This is a genomic window from Geodermatophilus telluris, assembly GCF_900102745.1.
In the GTDB taxonomy this organism is placed as follows: domain Bacteria; phylum Actinomycetota; class Actinomycetes; order Mycobacteriales; family Geodermatophilaceae; genus Geodermatophilus; species Geodermatophilus telluris.
Genome location: NZ_FMZF01000006.1, coordinates 336,956 through 357,470 on the forward strand (window position 1 = coordinate 336,956; position 20,515 = coordinate 357,470).

Annotated in this window: 16 protein-coding genes; 7 read left to right on the forward strand and 9 right to left on the reverse strand. The window is 76.9% G+C overall.

Annotated features, from left to right (window positions below):
• Window positions 1-30 precede the first annotated feature (30 nt).
• Window positions 31-2,853, reverse strand: coding sequence for a helix-turn-helix transcriptional regulator (locus tag BLQ97_RS19465; RefSeq protein WP_091367811.1), 2,823 nt, complete (start codon window positions 2,851-2,853; stop codon window positions 31-33).
• 181 nt (window positions 2,854-3,034) lie between these two features.
• Between BLQ97_RS19465 and BLQ97_RS19470 the strand changes: the two genes are divergently transcribed.
• Together BLQ97_RS19470 and BLQ97_RS19475 are read left to right on the forward strand one after the other, a co-directional pair.
• Window positions 3,035-3,721 (forward strand): alpha/beta fold hydrolase, encoded by a 687-nt coding sequence (locus tag BLQ97_RS19470; RefSeq protein WP_245692476.1) that lies wholly within the window; start codon window positions 3,035-3,037, stop codon window positions 3,719-3,721.
• A gap of 101 nt (window positions 3,722-3,822) precedes the next feature.
• Window positions 3,823-4,560 (forward strand): alpha/beta fold hydrolase, encoded by a 738-nt coding sequence (locus tag BLQ97_RS19475; protein WP_091367813.1) that lies wholly within the window; start codon window positions 3,823-3,825, stop codon window positions 4,558-4,560.
• Between the two features lie 30 nt (window positions 4,561-4,590).
• On the opposite strand, the gene BLQ97_RS19480 is transcribed toward BLQ97_RS19475, so the two are convergent.
• Entirely contained in the window at window positions 4,591-5,748 is a 1,158-nt protein-coding gene (locus BLQ97_RS19480; protein WP_175471825.1) for an MFS transporter, read from the reverse strand.
• A 208-nt stretch (window positions 5,749-5,956) separates the two neighbouring features.
• On the opposite strand from BLQ97_RS19480, the gene BLQ97_RS19485 reads away from it, so the two are divergent.
• Together BLQ97_RS19485 and BLQ97_RS19490 are read left to right on the forward strand one after the other, a co-directional pair.
• On the forward strand, window positions 5,957-6,418 hold the full coding sequence (locus tag BLQ97_RS19485; RefSeq protein ID WP_091367818.1) for an ester cyclase: 462 nt from the start codon (window positions 5,957-5,959) through the stop codon (window positions 6,416-6,418).
• A gap of 111 nt (window positions 6,419-6,529) precedes the next feature.
• A complete protein-coding gene (locus tag BLQ97_RS19490) occupies window positions 6,530-7,555 on the forward strand; it encodes a transglycosylase domain-containing protein (protein ID WP_245692478.1) in 1,026 nt (341 codons plus the stop codon).
• Between the two features lie 12 nt (window positions 7,556-7,567).
• On the opposite strand, the gene BLQ97_RS19495 is transcribed toward BLQ97_RS19490, so the two are convergent.
• From BLQ97_RS19495 to BLQ97_RS19520, 6 genes are all read right to left on the reverse strand, one after another.
• On the reverse strand, window positions 7,568-9,373 hold the full coding sequence (locus BLQ97_RS19495) for a feruloyl-CoA synthase (protein ID WP_091367820.1): 1,806 nt from the start codon (window positions 9,371-9,373) through the stop codon (window positions 7,568-7,570).
• A 148-nt stretch (window positions 9,374-9,521) separates the two neighbouring features.
• The gene (locus BLQ97_RS19500) at window positions 9,522-11,960 is read right to left on the reverse strand and encodes a phosphoketolase family protein (RefSeq protein WP_091367822.1); all 2,439 of its coding nucleotides are present in this window, start codon (window positions 11,958-11,960) and stop codon (window positions 9,522-9,524) included.
• 85 nt (window positions 11,961-12,045) lie between these two features.
• Complete coding sequence (locus tag BLQ97_RS19505) at window positions 12,046-12,657, reverse strand: GNAT family N-acetyltransferase (protein ID WP_139173761.1); 612 nt, start codon at window positions 12,655-12,657, stop codon at window positions 12,046-12,048.
• A gap of 61 nt (window positions 12,658-12,718) precedes the next feature.
• A complete protein-coding gene (locus tag BLQ97_RS19510) occupies window positions 12,719-12,979 on the reverse strand; it encodes a hypothetical protein (RefSeq protein ID WP_091367824.1) in 261 nt (86 codons plus the stop codon).
• A gap of 95 nt (window positions 12,980-13,074) precedes the next feature.
• Window positions 13,075-14,124, reverse strand: a complete 1,050-nt coding sequence (locus tag BLQ97_RS19515) for a PD-(D/E)XK nuclease family protein (protein WP_091367826.1) — start codon at window positions 14,122-14,124, stop codon at window positions 13,075-13,077.
• A gap of 61 nt (window positions 14,125-14,185) precedes the next feature.
• Complete coding sequence (locus tag BLQ97_RS19520; protein WP_091367827.1) at window positions 14,186-15,691, reverse strand: DEAD/DEAH box helicase family protein; 1,506 nt, start codon at window positions 15,689-15,691, stop codon at window positions 14,186-14,188.
• 204 nt (window positions 15,692-15,895) lie between these two features.
• On the opposite strand from BLQ97_RS19520, the gene BLQ97_RS23695 reads away from it, so the two are divergent.
• Window positions 15,896-16,459, forward strand: a complete 564-nt coding sequence (locus tag BLQ97_RS23695) for a hypothetical protein (RefSeq protein ID WP_091367829.1) — start codon at window positions 15,896-15,898, stop codon at window positions 16,457-16,459.
• A 17-nt stretch (window positions 16,460-16,476) separates the two neighbouring features.
• Here the strand turns inward: BLQ97_RS23695 and recD2 are convergent, their stop codons facing one another.
• Entirely contained in the window at window positions 16,477-18,759 is a 2,283-nt protein-coding gene (recD2, locus tag BLQ97_RS19530) for an SF1B family DNA helicase RecD2 (protein ID WP_245692480.1), read from the reverse strand.
• A 133-nt stretch (window positions 18,760-18,892) separates the two neighbouring features.
• Between recD2 and BLQ97_RS19535 the strand changes: the two genes are divergently transcribed.
• Both BLQ97_RS19535 and BLQ97_RS19540 read left to right on the forward strand, forming a co-directional pair.
• Window positions 18,893-19,426 carry a single-stranded DNA-binding protein gene (locus BLQ97_RS19535; RefSeq protein ID WP_091367830.1) on the forward strand — a complete coding sequence of 178 codons (534 nt, stop codon included), beginning with the start codon at window positions 18,893-18,895 and terminating at the stop codon, window positions 19,424-19,426.
• A 107-nt stretch (window positions 19,427-19,533) separates the two neighbouring features.
• Window positions 19,534-20,508: a zinc-binding dehydrogenase gene (locus tag BLQ97_RS19540; protein ID WP_091367832.1), complete on the forward strand. Its 975-nt coding sequence runs from the start codon at window positions 19,534-19,536 to the stop codon at window positions 20,506-20,508.
• Window positions 20,509-20,515: the final 7 nt, after the last annotated feature.

Genomic DNA, 20,515 nt, shown 5'->3' on the forward strand with positions numbered 1-20,515 from the left:
CTCCCGTGCGGCGGGTCCCGCGCCGACAGGCTAGGGAGCGGCGCGGCCCTCGTCTCGGGTCATCCGACCCGATCCCGCGGCGGGTGGTGGTCCGAGGGCGTCGCGGAGCGCCGCCCGGGTGGAGACCCCGAGCTTCGGGAACACGCGGTACAGGTGACCGGACACCGTGCGGGGCGAGAGGTGCAGCCGGGTCCCGATCTGCTTGTTGGACAGCCCCGACGCCGCGAGCGAGGCGATCTCGCGCTCCTGCGCGGTCAGCGTCGTCCAGCTGCGGTCCCGGACCGGCCGTCCGCCGTGCCCACCGGCGTGCAGCTCCTGCGCGGCGCGGGCCGCCCACGGCCGCGCACCGAGGTGCTCGAACGTCTCCAGGGCCGCGGTCAGCTCGACCCGGGCGGCGTGCGCGGCGCGGGTCCGGCGCAGGTGCTCGCCGTGGGAGAGCTGCACCCGGGCGCGCTCGAACGGGAAGCGGGCGGCTCCCGGGAGGGCCAGGGCCTCCCGGTGGAGGGCACCGGCCTCCTCCCCGGAGGCGGTGAGCGCCGCGGCACCCGCGGCGAGCAGCGCGAGGCGGGGGCTGCGGGAGACGACCGCCGTGCGCTGCACCGCGGCCACGTGCGCCGCGGCCTCCTCGGGGTGCCCGGAGCGCGCCGCGGCCTCGACCAGGTCCCGGGCCGTCCACAGGGCGACGGGGACGTGCCGCGCGAGCCGGCCCGGAGGGCTGATGGCGGCGCCGAGGCGCAGGGCCTCGTCGTAGTCGCCCCGGCCGAGCGCGGCCAGCGCCCGCGCCCGGCCGGCGAAGTGCTCGAGCATCGTCACCCCGCGGGGCGCGGCCCAGGCCACCATCTCGCCGGTCAGCGACCGGGTGGCCTCCTCGTCCCCGCGGGCGGCCGCGAGCAGGGCCAGGCAGTACAGGCCGGGCAGGGCGACGAGCCGGTACCCGAGCCGTTCGCCCCAGGCGACGCCCTCCTCCGCCGCGCGGGCGGCCTCGTCCCACCGCCCCTCGCGGTAGGCGTCGTGGCACAGCATCATCAGCGCGCTGACGGCGGAGGTCGCCGCGCCGCCGTCGCGCCCGTCCCGCACCACCCGCCAGAGCGCCCGCCGGCAGCCGGCGAGCCGGTCGACGTAGAAGGCGGCGATCGCCACCCGCACGATCCGGACGGGGTCGACCTCCTCGTCGACCGTGGCGACGAGCGCGTCCAGCCGCTCGAGGTCGGCCGGCGTGGCACCGGCCGGGTCGCCGTAGACCCGGCCCGACACCGCGAGCAGCGGGGGGACGCCGGGGCCGAGCCGGTCCAGGGCGCCCTCGAAGGCGCGCCACGGCTCCGGCCGGCCGCTGAAGTGGCACACCGCCATCAGCGTGTGCAGGGCCTCCTCCACCGGAGCCCCGCTCCGCCCGTGCGCGAGGGCACCGTCGATCCCCCGGACCAGCACCAGGTGCGCGGTGTCCACGTCGCCCTCACCGTTGAGCAGGTGGTGGGCGGCGGCCACCGCGGCGTGCAGCGACCCCTCGGTGCCCGGGTCCGCCCGCCGCGCCTCGCCCAGCAGGTCCGGGACGCTGTGCAGCCGACCCGCCACGTCGGCACCGACGTACGCGGCCTCGGCCAGCCGGCGGGCGCGGTCGGCACCGCGCGGGCTCAGGTCCGCGGCGCGCAGCAGCGCGCGGACGGCGCGGACGGCGTCGCCCTTGTGCACCGCGAGGTGCGCGGCGACCTCCAGCAGCGCCGCGGCCGGCTCGTCGGGGCCGACGACGGCCTCGGCCAGGTGCCACGCGCGCCGTTCGGGGTCCTCGGGGAGCAGGCCGGCCAGGACGGCGTGCGCGCGCCGCCGCTCCCCGCTGGTCGCCAGCTCCACGACCGCGGCGCCGGTGAGCGGGTGCCGGAAGGCGATCCGCCCGGCGTCCGGGTCCACGCGGACCACCCCGGCCCGCTCGGCCGGGGCCAGGCCGTCGAGCCAGCCGTCGCCGGACGAGGCCGCGCGCAGCGGACCGAGGTCCCCCGTCCCGTCGAGGGCGGCGAGCAGCAGCAGCCGGCGCGTGTCCGCCGGCAGCCCGCGGACCCGCTCGGCGAACAGCTCCTGCAGCGGCGCGCTCAGCGTCAGCGACCGGGGCAGCGGCTCGGCCGCCCGCCGCTGCCCCTCGGTCATCGTCAGCGGCAGCTCCAGCAGCGCCAGCGGGTTGCCCTGGGCGGCCGACACCACCCGCCGGTGCACCGCCGGGGCCAGCCCGGGGAACCGGCTCCCCAGCAGGTCGGCGGCGGCCGCCGCGTCCAGCGGCGGCACCTCGTGCCGGGGCAGGCCGGCGCGCAGGAGGAACGACCCGGGATCGGTCCGGACCGCGCCCAGGAACCCGATGCCGCTGCCCTCGAGGCGGCGGGCGACGAACCCGAGCACCCGGGCGCTGGCGTGGTCGAGCCACTGCAGGTCGTCGACGGCGACCAGGACCGGGCCGTCCGCGGCGGCCGCCCGCAGGAGCGCGAGCGCGGCGGCCGAGACGACGAGCCGGCCGGCGTCGGGCCCGGAGCCCACGCCGAGGGCCACGGCCAGCGCGCGCCGGTGCAGGGCGGGGAGGCCGCCGAGCCGGTCGTGCAGCGGCAGCAGCAGCTGGTTGAGCCCCGCGAAGCTCACCTTCGCCTCGAACTGCACCCCGGAGGCCCGCAGCAGGCGCACCCCCGACGCGGCCGCCGTCCGGCACGCCTCCTGCAGCAGGACGCTCTTGCCCACCCCGGGGTCGCCGGTGAGCAGGAGCGCGCCGCCGGCGTCGGCCGGCCGGGTGAGGAAGGACCCGACGACGTCGAGGTCCGCCGTCCGGCCGACCAGGTCGGGCCCCGGCGCGCGGCTCCGGGGTCGGACGTCGTCCATCGGTTGTCCCCTCGGATGGGCTCGGCGGTCAGGTTCCCACCGCGGACAGCGACCCGGCCAGCCCCCTCGGCCCCGTGCCGGTCATCTGACGCGTGCGCCCGGCCCGCGGTCCGGCGATCCTGCTGCCCTGCCGCTGCGGCTGTCCCACGTCCCCGTCGGGGAGGTCTCGCTCCGCGTCCGCGTGGGCGGTTCCGGCCCCCCGCTGCTGCTCCTGCACGGGTACCCGGAGACCCACCTGGCGTGGGCGCCGGTGGCCGGGGACCTGGCCGAGGACTCCACCGTGGTGGCCCCGGACCTCCGGGGCTACGGCGACAGCACCGCGCCACCCGCGACGCCCGGTCACGGGAACGCCGGCAAGCGCGCCATGGCCCGCGACTGCGTCGCCCTGATGGGCCTGCTCGGCTTCGACCGCTTCGACGTCGCCGGGCACGACCGGGGCGGCCGGGTCGCCTACCGGATGGCGCTGGACTCCCCCGCGGCGGTGCGCCGCCTGACCGTGCTCGACGTCGTCCCGACCGGGGAGGTCTGGGCCCGCGGCGACGCCCGCTTCGCCCTCGCCTACTGGCACGGGGGGCTGCTCGCCCAGCCGCACCCCCTGCCGGAGCGGCTCATCGCGGCCGACCCCGAGTACTTCCTGTTCGACGCCGAGTTCGGCGGCGCGATCCGCGGCTTCCCGCCGGCGGCGGTGGCCGACTACGCCCGCTGCGCCCGCGACCCGGCGACCGTCGAGGCCGTGTGCGAGGACTACCGCGCCGGGGCCACCTGCGACCGCCGCGACGACGACGAGGACCGTGCCGCGGGCCGGCGGATCACCTGCCCGACGCAGGACCTGTGCGCCGGGCGGGGCGGCCCCTCCCGGGTCACTTGACCGTTGCCGCTCCCCCCGGCCCGCGACGAGCGTCTCGCGCACCCCGGGCGGCCGGCCACGACGGCGCCCCGCCCGGTCCGCACCCCACGGAGGAGACCACCATGACCGAGGCACCGTCCGCGTCCCGCCCCACCGTCGCCCTCGTCCACGGCGCCTTCGCCGACAGCTCCGGGTGGAACGACGTCGTCGCCCGGCTGCTCGCCGCCGGGGTGACCGTCGAGGCCGTCCCCAACCCCCTGCGCGGCATCACCCTCGACGCGGCGTACGTCGCCAGCGCGCTCGCGCAGATCCCCGGACCGGTGCTGGCCGTGGGCCACTCCTACGGGGGCGCCGTCATCACCAACGCCGCGCCCCGCGCCGGCAACGTCGTCGGGCTGGTGTACGTCGCCGCGTTCGCCCCGGACGAGGGCGAGGTCCTGCAGGACATCGAGGCCGACTCGAAGGACAGCGTGCTGAACTCGGTCCTCGTCCCCCGGCGCTACCCGACGGGCAACGGCGAGGACAGCGAGGTGGAGTTCTCCATCGACCCGGAGCACTTCCACGACGCCTTCGCCGCCGACGTCAGCGAGGAGACCGCCCGGGTGATGGCGGCGACGCAGCGCCCGGTCTCCGCCCTGGCCTTCAGCGAGAAGAACGGGACGCCGGGCTGGCGGAGCCTGCCGTCGTGGGCCGTGGTGGCCACCGGCGACAAGGCCGCCGGGACCGACGTCGTCCGGCGGATGGCCGAGCGGGCCGGGGCGACCGTGACCGAGGCCGAGGCGTCCCACGTGGTCATGGTGTCGCGACCGGACGTCGTGGCCGACGTCGTCCAGCAGGCGCTGGCCGCGGTCTCCGGGTGACGGTGGGCCGACCCCGGCCCGGCGCCCGGGTCAGTCCGCGGCGGGCGCCGCCGGGACGGCGCGGGCGGCGCCGCGCCGGGGCAGGGTGGCCGACGCGAGGGCGGCGGCGAGCGCCGCGCCGGCGGCGACCAGGAACGCCACCGTGAAACTGCCGGTGCGCTCGGCGATCCAGCCGCCCAGCTGCGGGCCGACCAGCTGGGCCAGCCCGAAGACGAGGGTGACCGCGCCGAAGGCCGCCGCGAACCGGCGCGGGTCGAGGCTGTCGGCGAGGTGGGCGGCGAGCACGGCCGGCGCCCCGGACAGCGCGAGGCCGAAGACCACCGCCGACAGCACCGCCCACGGCTCGGCGCCGACCGGCACCAGGAGGACGGCGCCGGTCATGCCGACGTAGGTCCAGGTCATCGCCGCCCGCCGGCCCACGCTGTCCGACCAGCGGCCCACCAGCACCCCGCCGGCGACGATGCACACGCCGACCAGCGCGAACACCGCCGAGGCGTGGCCGGCGGCGAAGCCGGCGTCGTGCTGGTAGGCGGTGACGAGGAACGTCATGTAGACGGCGATCGCCAGGCCGTACCCGCCGTAGGAGAGCATCGAGCCGACCCAGCCCGGCACCGCGCGCAGCGCCGAGATCCGGACCCGCCCGGCGACGGGGGTCGGCGGCGGCCGCAGCCACCGCAGCGCCGCGAGCGCCACCAGCGCGGCCAGCACCGCCTCGATGCCCCACACCGCGCGCCACTCGCTGGGTCCGGCGACGGCGTGCACCAGCGCGGTCAGCGCGCTGCTCGCCACCACGCCCACCCCGACGCCGCTGCCGGTGATCCCGATGGCCAGGCCGCGGCGGGAGGCGGGCACCGCGGCCCCCGCGATGCCGGGGGCCGGCACCCAGATGAGGGCCCCGCCGAAGCCGGCCAGCACCATGCCCGCCACGAGCACCGGCACCGACGGCGCCAGCGCGAGCACCGCCACCCCCGCCGTGGAGCACAGGAGGCCCGCCCGCACCGAGGTCGCCGGCGCGAGCCGCTCCGCGGTGAGGCTGACCACCAGCGTCCCGGCCAGGTACGCGGTGAGGTTCAGCGTGCCGAGCAGCCCGGCCACGGCGTAGGAGTGCACCAGGTCGGCGTTCACCGCGGGCAGCAGCAGCGCGTAGCCGAAGCGCCCGAACCCCTGCGCCACGGCGGCGGACAGCACCAGGAGCGGGATGAGGACCCGGGGCCCGGCCGGCGGGCGCCCCTCCCCCGGCCTGCGGGCACGGAGGGGACGCACCGGCGCAGCCTAGGCCGCCGGGACGGGGACCGGGCACCGGACGGGGTCGCCGGGACCGGAGGACCCTGGCGCGCCGCGGGTGCGTGCGGAGCATCGGCAGCGCCCCCGGAGGAACTCGTGGAGGGAGCCCGCCATGACGCAGACGACCGGCTCGACGGTGTCGAGGGACCGGGCGCGCGAGGCGATGCTGCGCGTCGTCGCCCTGTGGGAGCAGGGCGACCTGTCCGCCGTGGACGAGGTCTTCGCCGACGGCCTCGTCTACCACGGTCCCCCGTTCCCCGACATGGACCGGGGCGGGCTGCGGGACTTCGTCGCCGCGTTCCGCACCGCCTTCACCGGGATCCACGTCCAGGTGCACGAGGACCTCGTCGACGGGACCACCTCCGTGCACCGCTGGACGGCGGAGGCCGTGTTCTCCGGGACGACGACGCTGCTGCCGGGGGTGGAGCCGACCGGCAACCGCACGACCGCCGGCGGCGCCCACCTCCTGCACTGGTCCGGGGACCGGGTGTCGGAGGCCTGGCACGTCGGCGACTGGCTCGGCTGGCTGACGGGGGCCGGGGTGCTGCCCGCGCTGCCGGGCCCGGGCGCCTGAGGACCCCGGACCCGGCGCGGGGCCCGCGCGGCACGGCCGAGGTGCCGGGCCCGGCGGCGGTCCGCCGGTAGCCTGGGGGTCCGGTCAGGAGGTCACGGGAGGACGCACCGCATGCCCGTCGCGCCGAGGCGGCGCCGCCCGCCCGACGACCTCCCGGCAGGGCAGCGGTGGACCGACCGGGTGCCCGCCGGCCCCCCGGCCGCCGACGACCGGTTCCCGCCGCACGACGGCCCGCTCGCCGCGCCCCCGCCGCCGGACCCGTGGGCCGCACCGCCGCCGCGGTCCCGGCCGGAGCCGCCGGCGGAGCCCACCGGTCCGCGACGCGGCCGGAGCCGCCGGCTGCGCCGCCGCGCCGTCCGCGTCCTGCTGGCCGCGTTCGTGCTGCAGGCGCTCGTCCTGGTGTCGCTGCGCTGGGTCGACCCGCCGACGACGGCGTTCATGCTGGCCGACGAGCAGGGCGCGGTGCAGCAGTCGGTGCCGGTGGAGCACGTGTCCCGGTGGTTCCTGGCCGCCGTCATCGCGCACGAGGACCAGGCGCTGCCCTACCGCGACGGCGCGTTCACCTGGGACGAGCTGTCCGGCCGCGCCGAGGCGCACCTGCGCGGCGAGGAGGACCCGTCCGGGTCGACCATCCCGCAGCAGGTGGCCAAGAACCTGTTCCTCACCCCGAGCATGAGCGTGTGGCGCAAGGCGGTCGAGGCGGGCCTGGCCGCGGAGCTGTCCCTGGTGCTCGACGACCGGCGGGTGCTCGAGCTCTACGTCAACTCCGCCCAGCTCGGCCCGCACGTCTACGGCATCTGCGCGGCCAGCTGGTACTGGTTCGACACCCCGCCGTCGACGCTGTCGGCCGACGAGGCGGTGCAGCTCGTCGGGCTGCTGCCCTCCCCGGGGCACGTCCAGCGGGCGCCCGGCGGCGGCCTGGACTTCGACGTCGCCGACGGCCTCGGCTGGCTGTCGCGCTCGCACGTGCTCAACGCCCAGGCCCGGGTGCCACGGCACCTCGCGGAGCGGGGCTTCCAGCCGGTCGAGGACGCCGGGGTCGAGGGGCTGGCCCAGGACCAGCCGGACACCGACGACGACTGCTCGGAGCGGCCGGAGGAGGTCGCCGAGCTGATCGCCGCGGAGGGCACCGGGTAGCCGCTCCCCCGCTCAGCCCGCCCGGACGACCACCCGCGGCGGCGGCGGGTCGGCCGACAGCAGCGCGACGAGGTCGGCCCGGCGGTCGCGGACGGCGGCCTGGTTGACGTAGCCCTTGTCGGTGATCTCGCCGGCGTCGAGGCGCGCGGGCTCGGTGAGCACCAGCACCCGCTCGACGCACTGCGAGGAGCCCCCGCCGCGGGCGGCCAGCCGGCGCAGCGTGCCGGCCAGCTCGGCGCGCAGCGCGTCCTCGGGCACGCCGTCGGCGTCCACCCGGGCCGCGTGGTCGGGGTGCAGCCACACCATCGCGGTCACGCGGTCGCCGTCGGCGCCGCACACCACCGCGTCGGTGAGCAGGCCGTCGGACGCCGACAGCAGCTGCGGCCGCAGCGTGCCGACGCTGACGAAGGTGCCGGTGGACAGCTTGAAGTCCTCGGCGATCCGGCCGCGGAAGACCAGGCCGGCGGCGGGGTCGTCCGGGTCGGCGAGCACGACGGCGTCGCCGGTGCGGAGGAAGCCGTGCTCGTCGAAGGCGGCCGCGGTGAGGTCGGGACGGCGGTGGTAGCCCGGCGTCACGTTGGGGCCGCTGACGCGGACCTCGGTCTTCTCCCCCACCGGCACCAGCGCGAGCTGCACGCCGGGCAGCGGGACGCCGAGGACGTCGCTGCGGGTGATCGGGAAGTGCGCGCTGGTGGCCGCGGGCGCGGTCTCGGTCAGCCCCCAGGAGGTGGTCATCGTCATCGTGGCGCCGTGGTCGGCGGCCAGCTTCTCCAGCCGGTCCCACAGCTGCTGGGGCAGCGCGGCGGCGGCGAAGAACCCCAGCCGCAGCCGCTCGAGGAACGCGCGGGCGGCCGCCGGGTCGCGCTCGAGGTGCGGCAGCAGCGCGGCGTACCCGGCGGGCACGTTGAGGTAGAGGGTCGGGCGGGCGTCGGTGAGGTTCCGCACGGTGCGACCGACCAGCGCCGGCGCGGGCCGCCCGTCGTCGATCCACATCGTGCCGCCGTTGGCCAGCACCATGTTCAGGTCGTGGTTGCCGCCGAAGGTGTGGCTCCACGGCAGCCAGTCGAGCAGCACCGGCGGCTCGGCGGTGAGGAACGGCCAGGCCTGGCGCACCTGCTGCTGGTTGGCCATCAGCATGCCGTGGGTGTTGAGCACGCCCTTCGGGGTGCCGGTGGACCCCGAGGTGAACAGGATCTTGGCGACGGTGTCCCGGCGCAGCGCGGCGCACCGCCGGTCGACCTCCGCGGTCGGCTCGGCGCCGAAGGACCCCACCGCGACCGAGCCGGGCAGGTCGCCGTCCCGGGCCAGCACCGGCCGGTCCCCCGCGACGGCGGCGACGGCCGGCGCGAAGGCGGCGTCCTCGGCCACGACGAGCCCCGGCTCGACGAGGTCGGCCATCGCGCGCAGCTTCGCGTGGTCGGTGCTCTGCAGGGAGTAGGCCACGCTCGTGGGCACCACCGGCGCGCCGACGGTCATCGCCGCGAGCGCGACCACCAGGTGCAGCCGGCTGTTGCCCGACAGCACCAGCACCGGGCGGTCGGCCAGGTCCCGGTCGAGCAGGCCCTGCGCGAGCCGGTCGGCCTGCGCCCGCGCCTCGCCCCAGGTGAGCCGGGCCCACTCGCCGTCGGCGCCGCGCTCGGCGAGCAGCAGCCGGTCGGGGTGCTCCGCGGCGTGCCGCCGGAACTCGTGCACCACGCTGACCGGGTGCGCGGCCAGCGGCTCGGCCGAGCGCAGCAGCACGCGGCCGTCGGGCAGCCGCTCGGAGCGGATCCGCGGGACGGCGAAGGTCGCCGGGCTCCCGCTGTCGGCGTCGGGCACGTCGGCCTCCGGTGGTGGGGACGGGACCCGGGCGGACCCGCTACACCCGGACGACGCGCGGGCAGGTCCCTGGAGCAGGTGTGACCGGCCCCATGAACCCACGCGGCCCGCACGCGGTCAAGGGAGCCCGCCGCGACCCGTCGGCGCCTCAGGCCGACTCGGGCTCCACCAGCGGACCGGGGCTCTCGGTGACCGGCCCGCGCGCCCCGGACCACTGCCAGTCGCGGATCTCGGGCAGGTCGACGCCGTGCGTGCGCACGTACGCCCGGTGCTCGATCAGCTTGCCCACCAGCGCCTCGCGGGCGTGCGCCGAGGTCGCCCCCAAGCGCGGGACGAGGTCGATGGCGGCGATGGCCAGGTTGAACCGGTCGATGCGGTTCATCACGCAGATGTCGAACGGCGTGGTCGTCGTCCCCTCCTCCACGTAGCCGCGCACGTGGATGTTGCGGTGGTTGGTCCGCCGGTAGGTCAGCCGGTGGATCAGCCACGGGTAGCCGTGGTAGGCGAAGACCACCGGGCGGTCGCGGGTGAACAGCGAGTCGAAGGCGGCACCGGAGAGGCCGTGCGGGTGCTCGCGCTCGTCCTGCAAGCGCATCAGGTCGACCACGTTGACCACCCGCACCCTCAGGTCGGGGAACCACCCGCGGAGCACCTCGGCCGCGGCGAGGGTCTCCATCGTGGGCACGTCCCCGGCGCAGGCGAGGACGACGTCGGGCTCCTGCCCGGCGTCGTTGCTGGCCCAGTCCCAGATGCCGATGCCCTTGGTGGCGTGCACGACGGCGGCGTCCATGTCGAGGTACTGCAGCGCCGGCTGCTTGCCCGCGACGACGACGTTGACGTACTGCCTGCTGCGCAGGCAGTGGTCGGCCACCGACAGCAGGGTGTTGGCGTCCGGCGGCAGGTAGACCCGGATGACGTCGGCCTTCTTGTTCACCACGTGGTCGATGAAGCCGGGGTCCTGGTGGGAGAAGCCGTTGTGGTCCTGCCGCCACACGTGCGAGGTGAGCAGGTAGTTCAGCGAGGCGATCGGCTGCCGCCACGGGATGCCGTTGGTGGTCTTGAGCCACTTCGCGTGCTGGTTGACCATCGAGTCGACGATGTGCACGAACGCCTCGTAGCAGGAGAACAGGCCGTGCCGGCCGGTGAGCAGGTAGCCCTCCAGCCACCCCTGGCAGGTGTGCTCGGACAGGATCTCCATGACCCGACCGTCGGGGGCGAGGTGGTCGTCGGTGGGCAGGCGCTCGGCCACCCACGTGCGGTCGGTGACCTCCAGGACGTCGCCGAGGCGGTTGGAGTTGTTCTCGTCCGGCGCGAACAGCCGGAAGTCGTGCATGTTCTGGCGCATGACCTCGCGGAGGAAGCGGCCCAGCACGCGGGTGGCCTCCACCGCGCCGGTCCCGGGCTCGGTGACCTCGACGGCGTGGTCGCGGAAGTCCGGCATGCGCAGCGGCCGCAGCAGCGCGCCGCCGTTGGTGTGCGGGTTGGCGCTCATCCGCCGGTCGCCGCCGGGGTGCAGGTCGCGGACGGCGGGCACCGGCGCGCCGTCGGCGTCGAAGAGCTCCTCGGGGCGGTAGCTGCGCATCCAGGTCTCGAGCACCCGCCGGTGGCCCTCGTCGTCGCGGGCGTTGCTGAAGGGCACCTGGTGGGAGCGCCACGAGCCCTCGACCGGCAGCCCGTCGACCTCCGCCGGGCCGGTCCAGCCCTTGGGTGAGCGCAGCACGACCATCGGCCAGCGCGGGCGCTCGGACACGCCCTCGTCCCGGGCACGGCGCTGGATGGCGGCGATCTCGTCGAGGCAGCGGTCCAGCGTGGCGGCGAACGCCTGGTGCATCTGCACGGGGTCGGAGCCCTCCACCACGTGCGGCTCGTGGCCGTAGCCGCGCAGCAGGTCGGTGAGCTCGTCGCGGCCGATGCGGGCCAGGACCGTCGGGTTGGCGATCTTGTAGCCGTTGAGGTGCAGGATCGGCAGCACGGCGCCGTCGCGGGCCGGGTCGACGAACTTCGTGGAGTGCCAGCTGGTGGCCAGCGGCCCGGTCTCGGCCTCGCCGTCCCCGACGACGGCGGCGACCAGCAGGCCGGGGTTGTCGAAGGCGGCGCCGTAGGCGTGGGACAGCGCGTACCCCAGCTCGCCGCCCTCGTGGATGGACCCCGGTGTCTCCGGCGCGACGTGGCTGGGGATCCCGCCGGGGAAGGAGAACTGGGTGAACAGCCGCTGCAGCCCCGGCTCGTCCTGCGAGACCTCCGGGTAGACCTCGCTGTAGGTGCCCTCCAGCCAGGCGGCCGCGACCGGCCCGGGCCCGCCGTGCCCGGGGCCCATGACGTACATCGCGTCCAGGTCGCGCGCGGCGATGACCCGGTTGAGGTGGGCGTAGACGAAGTTCAGCCCCGGCGTGGTGCCCCAGTGGCCGAGCAGCCGCGGCTTGACGTGCTCCGGGCGCAACGGCTCCCGCAGCAGCGGGTTGCCCATCAGGTAGATCTGCCCGACCGACAGGTAGTTCGCCGCCCGCCACCACGCGTCGATCGCCCGCAGCTCCCCGTCGTCGAGCGGGCCCGCGACCGTCGGCGGCTGCTCGGTGCTCGTGGTCATGCGGCGCTCCTGGGACTCGGGGGTCGGCGTCCCGATCCCACCGGCCCGGCCCGGGTGCGGCAAACCGGGCCCCGGCACGACCGGGTCAGCGGGGGTCGCGCCACATGGGGGTCAGCGGCGGGCAGCCGCCGGCCGGCTCGACGGCGTCGTGCGCGACGAACCCGTGCCGCCGGTACAGCGGGACGTTGCGCGCGCACGTGGCCTCGAGGTAGGCGGGCAGGCGCTCGGCGTCGCAGCGGTCGAGCACCGCGCGCAGCAGCGCGCTGCCCAGCCCCTGCGACTGCCGCCCGGGCCGGGTGCCGAGGTAGAGCAGGTAGGCGTGCGGCGGCAGGTCGCGGTGGTGGGCGTACAGCGCCGCGCGCACCTGCTGGAACGCGCGCATCCGCCGCCCGCCGGCCCGCAGCCACGCGGGCAGCTCGGCGAGGTCCTGACGCGCGGTCCCCCGCCAGGCGCCCGGCGGGAACCACACCGCGGCGGCGTCCCCGTGGGCGGTCGTCCACAGGCCGCCGAGGGACAGGCTGCGTGCGGCGTCGACGGCGAGCGCCCGGCGCAGCCGCTCGTGCCGACGGCGCACCCCGGGCGGGAGGAGGTGGCAGAACAGCGGGTCGTCGGCGAAGGCCGAGGCCAGGGTGCGGGTCAGGGAGTCGGCGTCGGCCGCCCGGGCCGGGCGGACGGAGTGCTGGACGTCCTCGGTCATGCCGGTCACCGTGCTCCCCGGCGGGTCACCGTCCCAGGGCCCGGCGACCCTCCCCCGCGGCTCAGGCCACGTCGTGCGTGGCCTCACCGGGCTCGGCGACGAGCCAGCCCGTGCGCCCGTGCAGCGGCGGGGTCTTGGTGCCGTCGGTGAACCAGACGACCACGCCCCCGCGCGACCGGCAGCGCGAGCGCACCACCCGCACCCGGCCGCCCTGGCGGGTCCGCGCGGGCCGCACCAGCGGCAGGCCGAAGTCCGAGCCGACGACGTCACTGGTCAGGACGGGCTCCCCGGCGGTCAGGTGGGACGTCGGGACGGTGCTCATCGCGGACCTCCTGCGGTGTTTCGAACGTGTGTTCGATGGTGCCACGGGTGGGCGTCCCGCGCCGCTCCCGGCGCGCCGGCTCGGCCGGGCGGGGCTCAGCCGGGCGGGGCGCCGGTCCGGGTGACCCGGATGGTCCGGGGGCTGCGGGCCGTCCGGGTGGGCACCACCTCGCCGAGGTCGGCCAGCCGCTCGACCGCGGCGTCCTTGTCGACCTGGGTGCGCAGCGCGCCGCCGGACCACTCGCAGTGCAGCTCGCCCGCCGGCCCGGACCGGCCGCGCAGCCGCTCGCGCGCGTACTCCTTGTGCCGCCGGGCCTCGGTCTCGGCGGCCCGCCAGGCGTCGTAGTCGTGCACGGCCTCGGCGAAGTCGGCGTCGGTCACCGTCAGGCGGGACTGGCGGGAGGCCTCGCCCTCGGTCTCCGGGTCGACCGGCGGGCCCCAGCACAGGTCGAGGAAGGGGCACCAGTCGCACATGGCGTCCACGCCCGGGCCGAAGCCGTCGCGGGGGGCGGCGTCGACGCCGTCGTCCTCCACGGTGGCGTAGACGTCGGTGAGCCACAGCAGCGCCTCGGCGGTCAGCGCCGGGTCGGACTCCGCCTCGAAGACGACGTCCTCGCCGGAGTCGCGGGACAGGTAGCGCAGGCGCAGGCCGTCGACGTCCTGCCCGGCCCCGGCCGGCAGCCGCCGGTCGGCGGTCTGGCCGGTGCGCAGCAGCCACGCGTAGACGGCCACCTGGAACCAGTGCCGCACCGGCACGCCGCGGGTGAGGACCCGCTCGAAGCCGAACCGGGAGGTCGTCTTGAGGTCCTCCACGACCGGGGCGTGCCACCAGTCGCAGCGGCCCTTGACCTGCTCCCCCCGCAGCCCGACCTCGGTGAGCCCGCCGTACTGGCGGCGCAGCGCGCGCAGCACGCCGCGGTGCAGCTCGGTCCCGATGAAGGCCTGCAGCCCGGTGCGGGTGTTGGTCGGCCGGCGCCGGGCGACCCGGTAGGCCGCCCGGCGCCGGCACTCGCCGAGCTCGGAGGCGCCGATGACCCGCTGGCGGGAGCGGGCGCGACGGCGGTCGAGGTCGCGGACGGCCGCGGCCAGGCTGGGCGCGGCCCGCCGCTCGGCGGCGCTCGGGCGGGCGGGCAGGACGGCGGTCACCGCGCGCCTCCCCCGGCGGGGAGCGGGGCCGGGCGGACCGGCCCCGCTCCGGCGGCGGAGGTCACGCGACGATCTCCTGCTGTCCCGCCTCCGCGGCCCGCTGCGTGGCGATCACGTCGCGGACGAGGGCGGTCAGCCGCTTGGTCGCCACGTGCTCCACCGGCCGGCCGAACCGGGCACCGATGCGCTCGTCGGTCACCCCCAGCGCCTCCAGGCTGGCCAGCACGCCGCGGCGGGCGGCGGTGCTCCGGCGCTCGCGGGGGTCGTCCGGCGTCGGCGAGGCCTCCAGCAGCGGGTTGGCCGGCACCGCCGGCCGGTCGGCGTCCGGTCGCGGCGCCACCGCGGTGGCTGCCTGCGCCGCGGCGGCGGCCTGGGCGGCCTGCACCACCGCGGCGGGCGTCTGCGGGACGGAGGGGTCGCCGGCCGCGACCCGGCGCCGCCCGGCCGGGTGGGCGCTCGCCGCCGCCTCGACGAGCTCCTCGTGCCGCGCCCTGATCAGCTCGGCCACGGTGTAGGGACCCGTGGGCGTCGGGACGTCGACCTGCAGCAGGCCGGCGCGGTTGCCCAGGCTCCACACCTCGCGCAGCTCGTCGTCGTCGCGGGCGTCACCGATCCGCGCGACCAGGTCGGCGACGTCGGGCTCGCCGCGCCCACCGGCCCGGGCCGCCGGCCGCTCGGCGGTCCGCTCGGCCGTGCGCTCGGTGCGGGTCTCCTCGGTGCGCTCGTGCTCGAGCAGCCCGCCGCCGTGGAAGGAGACGAGGTCGCGCACGTGCGCGGTGCCCGGGTCGCACTTGAGCGCGTCGAAGACCAGCCACTCCAGCAGTCGGCCCTTCGCCTCGGGCACGGTGACCTCCCGGGCCGGGTCGTCGTTGGGCTTGATGCCGACGTGGACGCTGCGCGCCCCGACGATCAGCGGCCGGCGCCCGCGGCGCAGCCGCACCCACACGCTCGCGGCGTACGGGAACTCGCGGTGGGTCTGCACCGACCAGGTCTTCTGCCCCTCGATCGGGCGGCCGTTGGCGTCGACCTCGGTGACCTCCTTGCCGCGGGCGGTCACCACGACGATGCCGGGGAAGGTGAGCAGCTCGGTCTGCAGCTTGCGCCAGCGGGCGCCGGCGTCGTTCCAGAGGTTCTGGCTGATGGCCACCTCGGCGTTGGGGTCGCGCTTGAGCAGCTCGCGGTTGCGGGCGGACCGGGCGGCGCGCTCGCTGGCCCAGTCCTTCAGGCCGTCCCAGATCGCCGAGCCGGTGTCGATGGCCAGCACCACCGGCGGCTCGCCGGCGTCGGCCGCCCGGCGCGCCTCGGCCTTGACGGCCTGGACGGCGGCGAGCACCTGCGCGTAGGAGCCGTCGTGCTCGACGAGGTGGTAGTCGGCTCCGGGGATGGCGCCGTACTCGTCGCCGGCTCCCTCGTTGAGGTCGATCCAGTACAGCGCGCCGATCTTGTCCGAGGCGCTGAGCTGGGCCAGGGACCAGCTCTTGCCCGACTTCTCCTCACCCTCCAGGAGGATGCAGGGCCAGGGCACGCGGCCGGTCGGCTTGCGGGTCGTGAGGCCGGGAACGGCCATGGTGGACTCCTTGTGACACGGGGAAGATGTCGATCCGCAATCTAGGGACGGGTACCGACAGAACCGCGGTGTCAAGGCGGCTCGCCGGGTCCGCACGGCGCGTGTTCGCCCGGAGCGGAACCCCGGCGCGCCACGCCTCGGCCGGGCTCCGGGACGGCGGGCCTCGCTGACCGTGCCGGCGGCCGGGCACTAGCCTGCGGCGGTGTGAGCGGCTCCTCCCACGACGGTCCGGCCGGCGACCCGGGGGAGGCCGCCTCGCTGCGGGGGGCGACGCCCTACGACCTGTGGCTGTGGCGCCAGGAGACGGCGCAGCGCCTCGAGGACCTGTGCGCGCGGCTCCTGGACGCCGGCACCGCCGAGGGCTGCCGGGCCGCCGCGCCCGAGTTCCTGCGGCTGACCCGCCGGTTCCTCACGCTGCGGCTGACCGGAGTCGCCGCCGACCGGCGGCAGGCGTTCGAGCAGCGCGTGCCGCCGGCCGGCGGGCTCGCGGTGGCCGCGCTGTGGGCGGAGGTGTTCTGGGCGGCGCGGGCCGCCGCGCCGGAGGACGGGTCCGGCGTGCTGGAGGAGGCCGACGCCGCGATCCGCGGGCTGCTGGGCCTCTCGCCGGCCGACCTGGCCGGCCCGGAGGCCGTGCGCACCTGGTGGGCGCGGCTGCAGCAGGTGGAGGAGACCCTCGCCGGCCTGGAGGTGCAGGCGCAGGCGGCGCTGGAGGCCCGGCGGGAGGCGTACGAGGACGCGCTGGAGGTGCGCCGGTCGGGGACGTCCTGACCCCTCGCCCGGCCTCCTCAGGCCGCGGCGGTGTCGGCCACGGCGTCGCGGGCGCGCAGCCGGGCGGCCAGGGCGGTGTGCCGGCGTCCCGACCCCGCGGCGCGCACGGCCTGGCCGAGGGCCCGGGGCGAGCCGACGAGCACGACCAGCCGCTTGGCGCGGGTGACGGCGGTGTAGAGCAGGTTGCGCTGCAGCATCGTCCAGGCGCTGGTGGTCAGCGGCACGACGACGCAGGGGTACTCGCTGCCCTGGGAGCGGTGCACGGTGACGGCGTAGGCGTGCACCAGCTCGTCGAGCTCGCCGAAGTCGTAGGCGATCTCCTCGTCCTCGTCGGTGACCACGGTGACGGTCTGCTCGACGGCGTCGATCGCGGTGACCACGCCCTGGGTGCCGTTGAAGACGCCGTTGCGGCCCTTGTCGTAGTCGTTGCGGACCTGGCTGACCTTGTCGCCGACCCGGAAGACCCGGCCGCCGAAGCGCTTCTCGGGCCGGTCGGGCCGGGCCGGGGTGAGCGCGTCCTGCAGCTGCTCGTTGAGCGCGGCCGCGCCGGCCGGGCCGCGGTGCACCGGGGTGAGCACCTGGACGTCGCGGCGCGGGTCGAGGCCGAAGCGGGCCGGGATGCGGCGCGTGACGACGTCCACGGTGAGCCGCGCGGCCTCCTCGGCGTCGTCGGTGGCGAAGAGGAAGAAGTCGTCGAGGCCGCGGACCTGCGGTGGGGTGCCGGCGTTGATCCGGTGGGCGTTGGTGACCACGCCGGAGCGGCTGGCCTGCCGGAAGACCTGCGTGAGGCGCACGTGCGGCACCGGGGTGCCCTCGGCGAGCAGGTCGCGCAGCACCTCGCCGGCGCCCACGGAGGGCAGCTGGTCGACGTCGCCGACCAGGAGCAGGTGCGCGCCCGGCGGCACGGCCCGCACCAGCTTGTTGGCCAGCAGCAGGTCGAGCATCGAGGACTCGTCGACCACCACCAGGTCGGCCGACAGCGGCCGGTCGCGGTCGAAGGCGGCGTCCCCGCCGGGGCGCAGCTCCAGCAGCCGGTGCACGGTGACCGCGTCGACGCCGGTCAGCTCGGTGAGCCGCTTGGCCGCCCGGCCGGTGGGCGCGGCGAGCACCACCCGGGCGCCCTTGGCCGCCGCAAGGGTGACGATCGAGCGCACCGTGAAGCTCTTGCCGCAGCCGGGCCCGCCGGTGAGGACGGCGACCCGCTCGGTGAGCGCCAGGCGCACCGCCTCCCGCTGCCCGGGGGCCAGCTCGACGCCGGTGCGCCGGTGCAGCCAGGCGAGCGCGGCGTCCCAGTCGACCCGCGCGAAGGCCGCCAGCCGGTCGTCGTCGGCGGTGGCCAGCCGCCGCAGCCCGGCGGCGAGGGACACCTCCGCGCGGTGGAAGGGCACCAGGTAGTAGGCCACCGTGGGCGGGTCGCCGTCGCCGGCGGGCAGCTCCTCGCGGATGACGCCCTGCTCGGCCACCAGGCAGGCCAGGCAGTGGCCCACCAGGGTGGCGGGGACCTGCAGCACCTCGACGGCGCGGGCGACCAGCTCCGGCCCGGGCAGGAAGCAGTGGCCCTGCCCGGTGGCCTCGGACAGCACGAACTGCAGCCCGGCCTCGACCCGCTGGGTGCTGTCGTGCGGGACGCCCACCGCCGCGGCGATGGTGTCGGCCGTCTTGAAGCCGATGCCCCACACCTCGGCGGCGAGCCGGTAGGGCTCGGTGCGCACGACGCCGATCGAGGCACCGCCGTACTGCTTGTAGATGCGCACGGCCAGCGACGTCGAGACGCCCACGCCCTGCAGGAAGACCATCACCTCCTTGATGGCCCGCTGCTCCTCCCACGCGGCGGTGATCAGCCGGGTCCGCTTGGGGCCGAGGCTCGGCACCTCGGCCAGCCGGGCCGGCTCCTCCTCGATCACCCGCAGCGCGTCGGTGCCGAAGTGGTCGACGATCCGCTCGGCCAGCCGCGGGCCGATGCCCTTCACCAGCCCCGAGCCGAGGTAGCGGCGGATGCCCTGCACGGTCGCCGGCAGCACGGTGGTGTAGTCCTCGACCTGGAACTGCCGGCCGTACTGCGGGTGCGCGCCCCACCGGCCGCGCAGGCGGAGCGTCTCCCCCGGCTGCGCGCCCAGCAGCGAGCCGACGACGGTGACCAGGTCGCCGCCGCGGCCGGTGTCCACGCGCGCCACGGTGTAGCCGGTCTGCGCGTTGGCGTAGGTGACCCGCTCCAGGGTCGCCTCCAGCACCGACCCCGGCCGCGCCGCACCCACCTGCGCCGCGTCCACCTGCGCCCCGCCCACCTGCGTCCCTCCCACCCGCACCGCCTCCGGCCGCCGATGGTGGCACCGGCCAGTGACAGCGCCGCGGGCCCCGGGAGTTGTCGGTGGGTCCTCGTAGCCTCCGGGCGCTCACCCGAGCACTGCACCGAACGACACGGAGGACCGGATCATGGCCGGCGATACAGTCATCACCGTCATCGGCAACCTGACGAGCGACCCCGAGCTGCGCTGGACGCCCTCGGGCGCCGCGGTCGCCAACTTCACCATCGCCTCGACCCCCCGCACCCTGGACCGCTCGACCCAGGAGTGGAAGGACGGCGACCCCCTGTTCCTGCGCTGCAGCGTCTGGCGGCAGGCGGCGGAGAACGTCGCCGAGTCGCTCACCCGGGGCTCGCGGGTGATGGCGCAGGGCCGCCTCAGGCAGCGCTCCTTCGAGACGAAGGAGGGCGAGAACCGCACCGTCATCGAGCTGGAGGTCGACGAGATCGGCCCGTCGCTGCGCTACGCGACGGCCACCGTCGCGAAGGCGTCCCGCTCGGGCGACGGGCCCGGCGGCGGCTTCGGCGGGTCCGCGCAACGCGGCACCGGACAGGGCGGCACCGGACAGGGCGGCACCGGGCAGCGCGGCACCGGGCAGGGCGGGGTGGCCGACCCGTGGGCCGGCGCGCCCGCCGGCGACGCCGGCGAGGAGCCGCCCTTCTGAGTCCGCACCGGGCACGGCGGGGCCCCGCGGTCGGCGACCGCGGAGCCCCGTCCCCGGCGGTGTGGCACCGTCCCGGTGCGGGCACGCCGCGCAGGACGGAGGACACCATGTGGGCACAGACGCTCAGCGGCCCCTTCCGCTTCGAGCAGGTGGAGGTCGCCGCACCCGACCCCGCCGCGCTGGCGCCCGGGCACGTGCTGCTGGCCACCCGCGCCGGCGCCATCTGCGGCAGCGACCTGCCCAACTTCCGCGGCGGCCTGTGGCCGCACCCCGCGGCCGAGGACGGCTGGGGCGCCACCCGGGCGCCGGGCTTCCCGATGCACGAGATCGTCGGGGAGGTCGTCGCCAGCCGGCACCCCGGGCACTCCCCCGGTGACCTCGTCGTCGGCTGGGCGTCGATGTTCGACGGGATCGCCGAGCTGGTGGTCACCGACGGCGAGGGCCTCGCCCGGTACGACACCGCCCTGCCGGCGACCACCGCGGTGATGCTGCAGCCGCTGGCCTGCGTGCTGTACGCCGTCGAGCAGCTCGGCGACGTCTCCGGCCAGACGGTCGCGGTGATCGGCCAGGGCCCCATCGGCCTGCTGTTCAGCCACGTCCTCGGCAGCCGCGGCGCGGCACGGGTCACCGGCGTGGACCCGGTCGACCGCAGCGACGTCGCGGCGGTCTTCGGCGTCGGCGAGACGGTCACCGCCCGGGCCGAGCGGTGGGCCGGCGGGCTGTCCGACGGCGACCGGCCCGCGGTCGTCGTCGAGGCCGTCGGGCACCAGGTCTCGACGCTGCAGCCGGCCCTGGACGCCGTGGCGCCCGGTGGCCAGGTCTTCTACTTCGGCGTGCCCGACGACCCGGTGTACCCGTTCGACATGATGACCTTCCTGCGCAAGAACCTGACCCTGCGCTCGGGCGTCACCCTGGAGCGGCGCCGGGTGCTGGCCGAGGCCGGCGCGTACCTCGCGGCGCACCCGGGGCTGCGGGAGGCCTACGTCAGCCACGTCCACCCGGTCGCCGACGTGCAGGCCGCCTTCACCGCCGCGATCGCGCCCCGGCCCGGACAGCTGAAGATCGCCGTCGACATGGCCTGACCCGGGA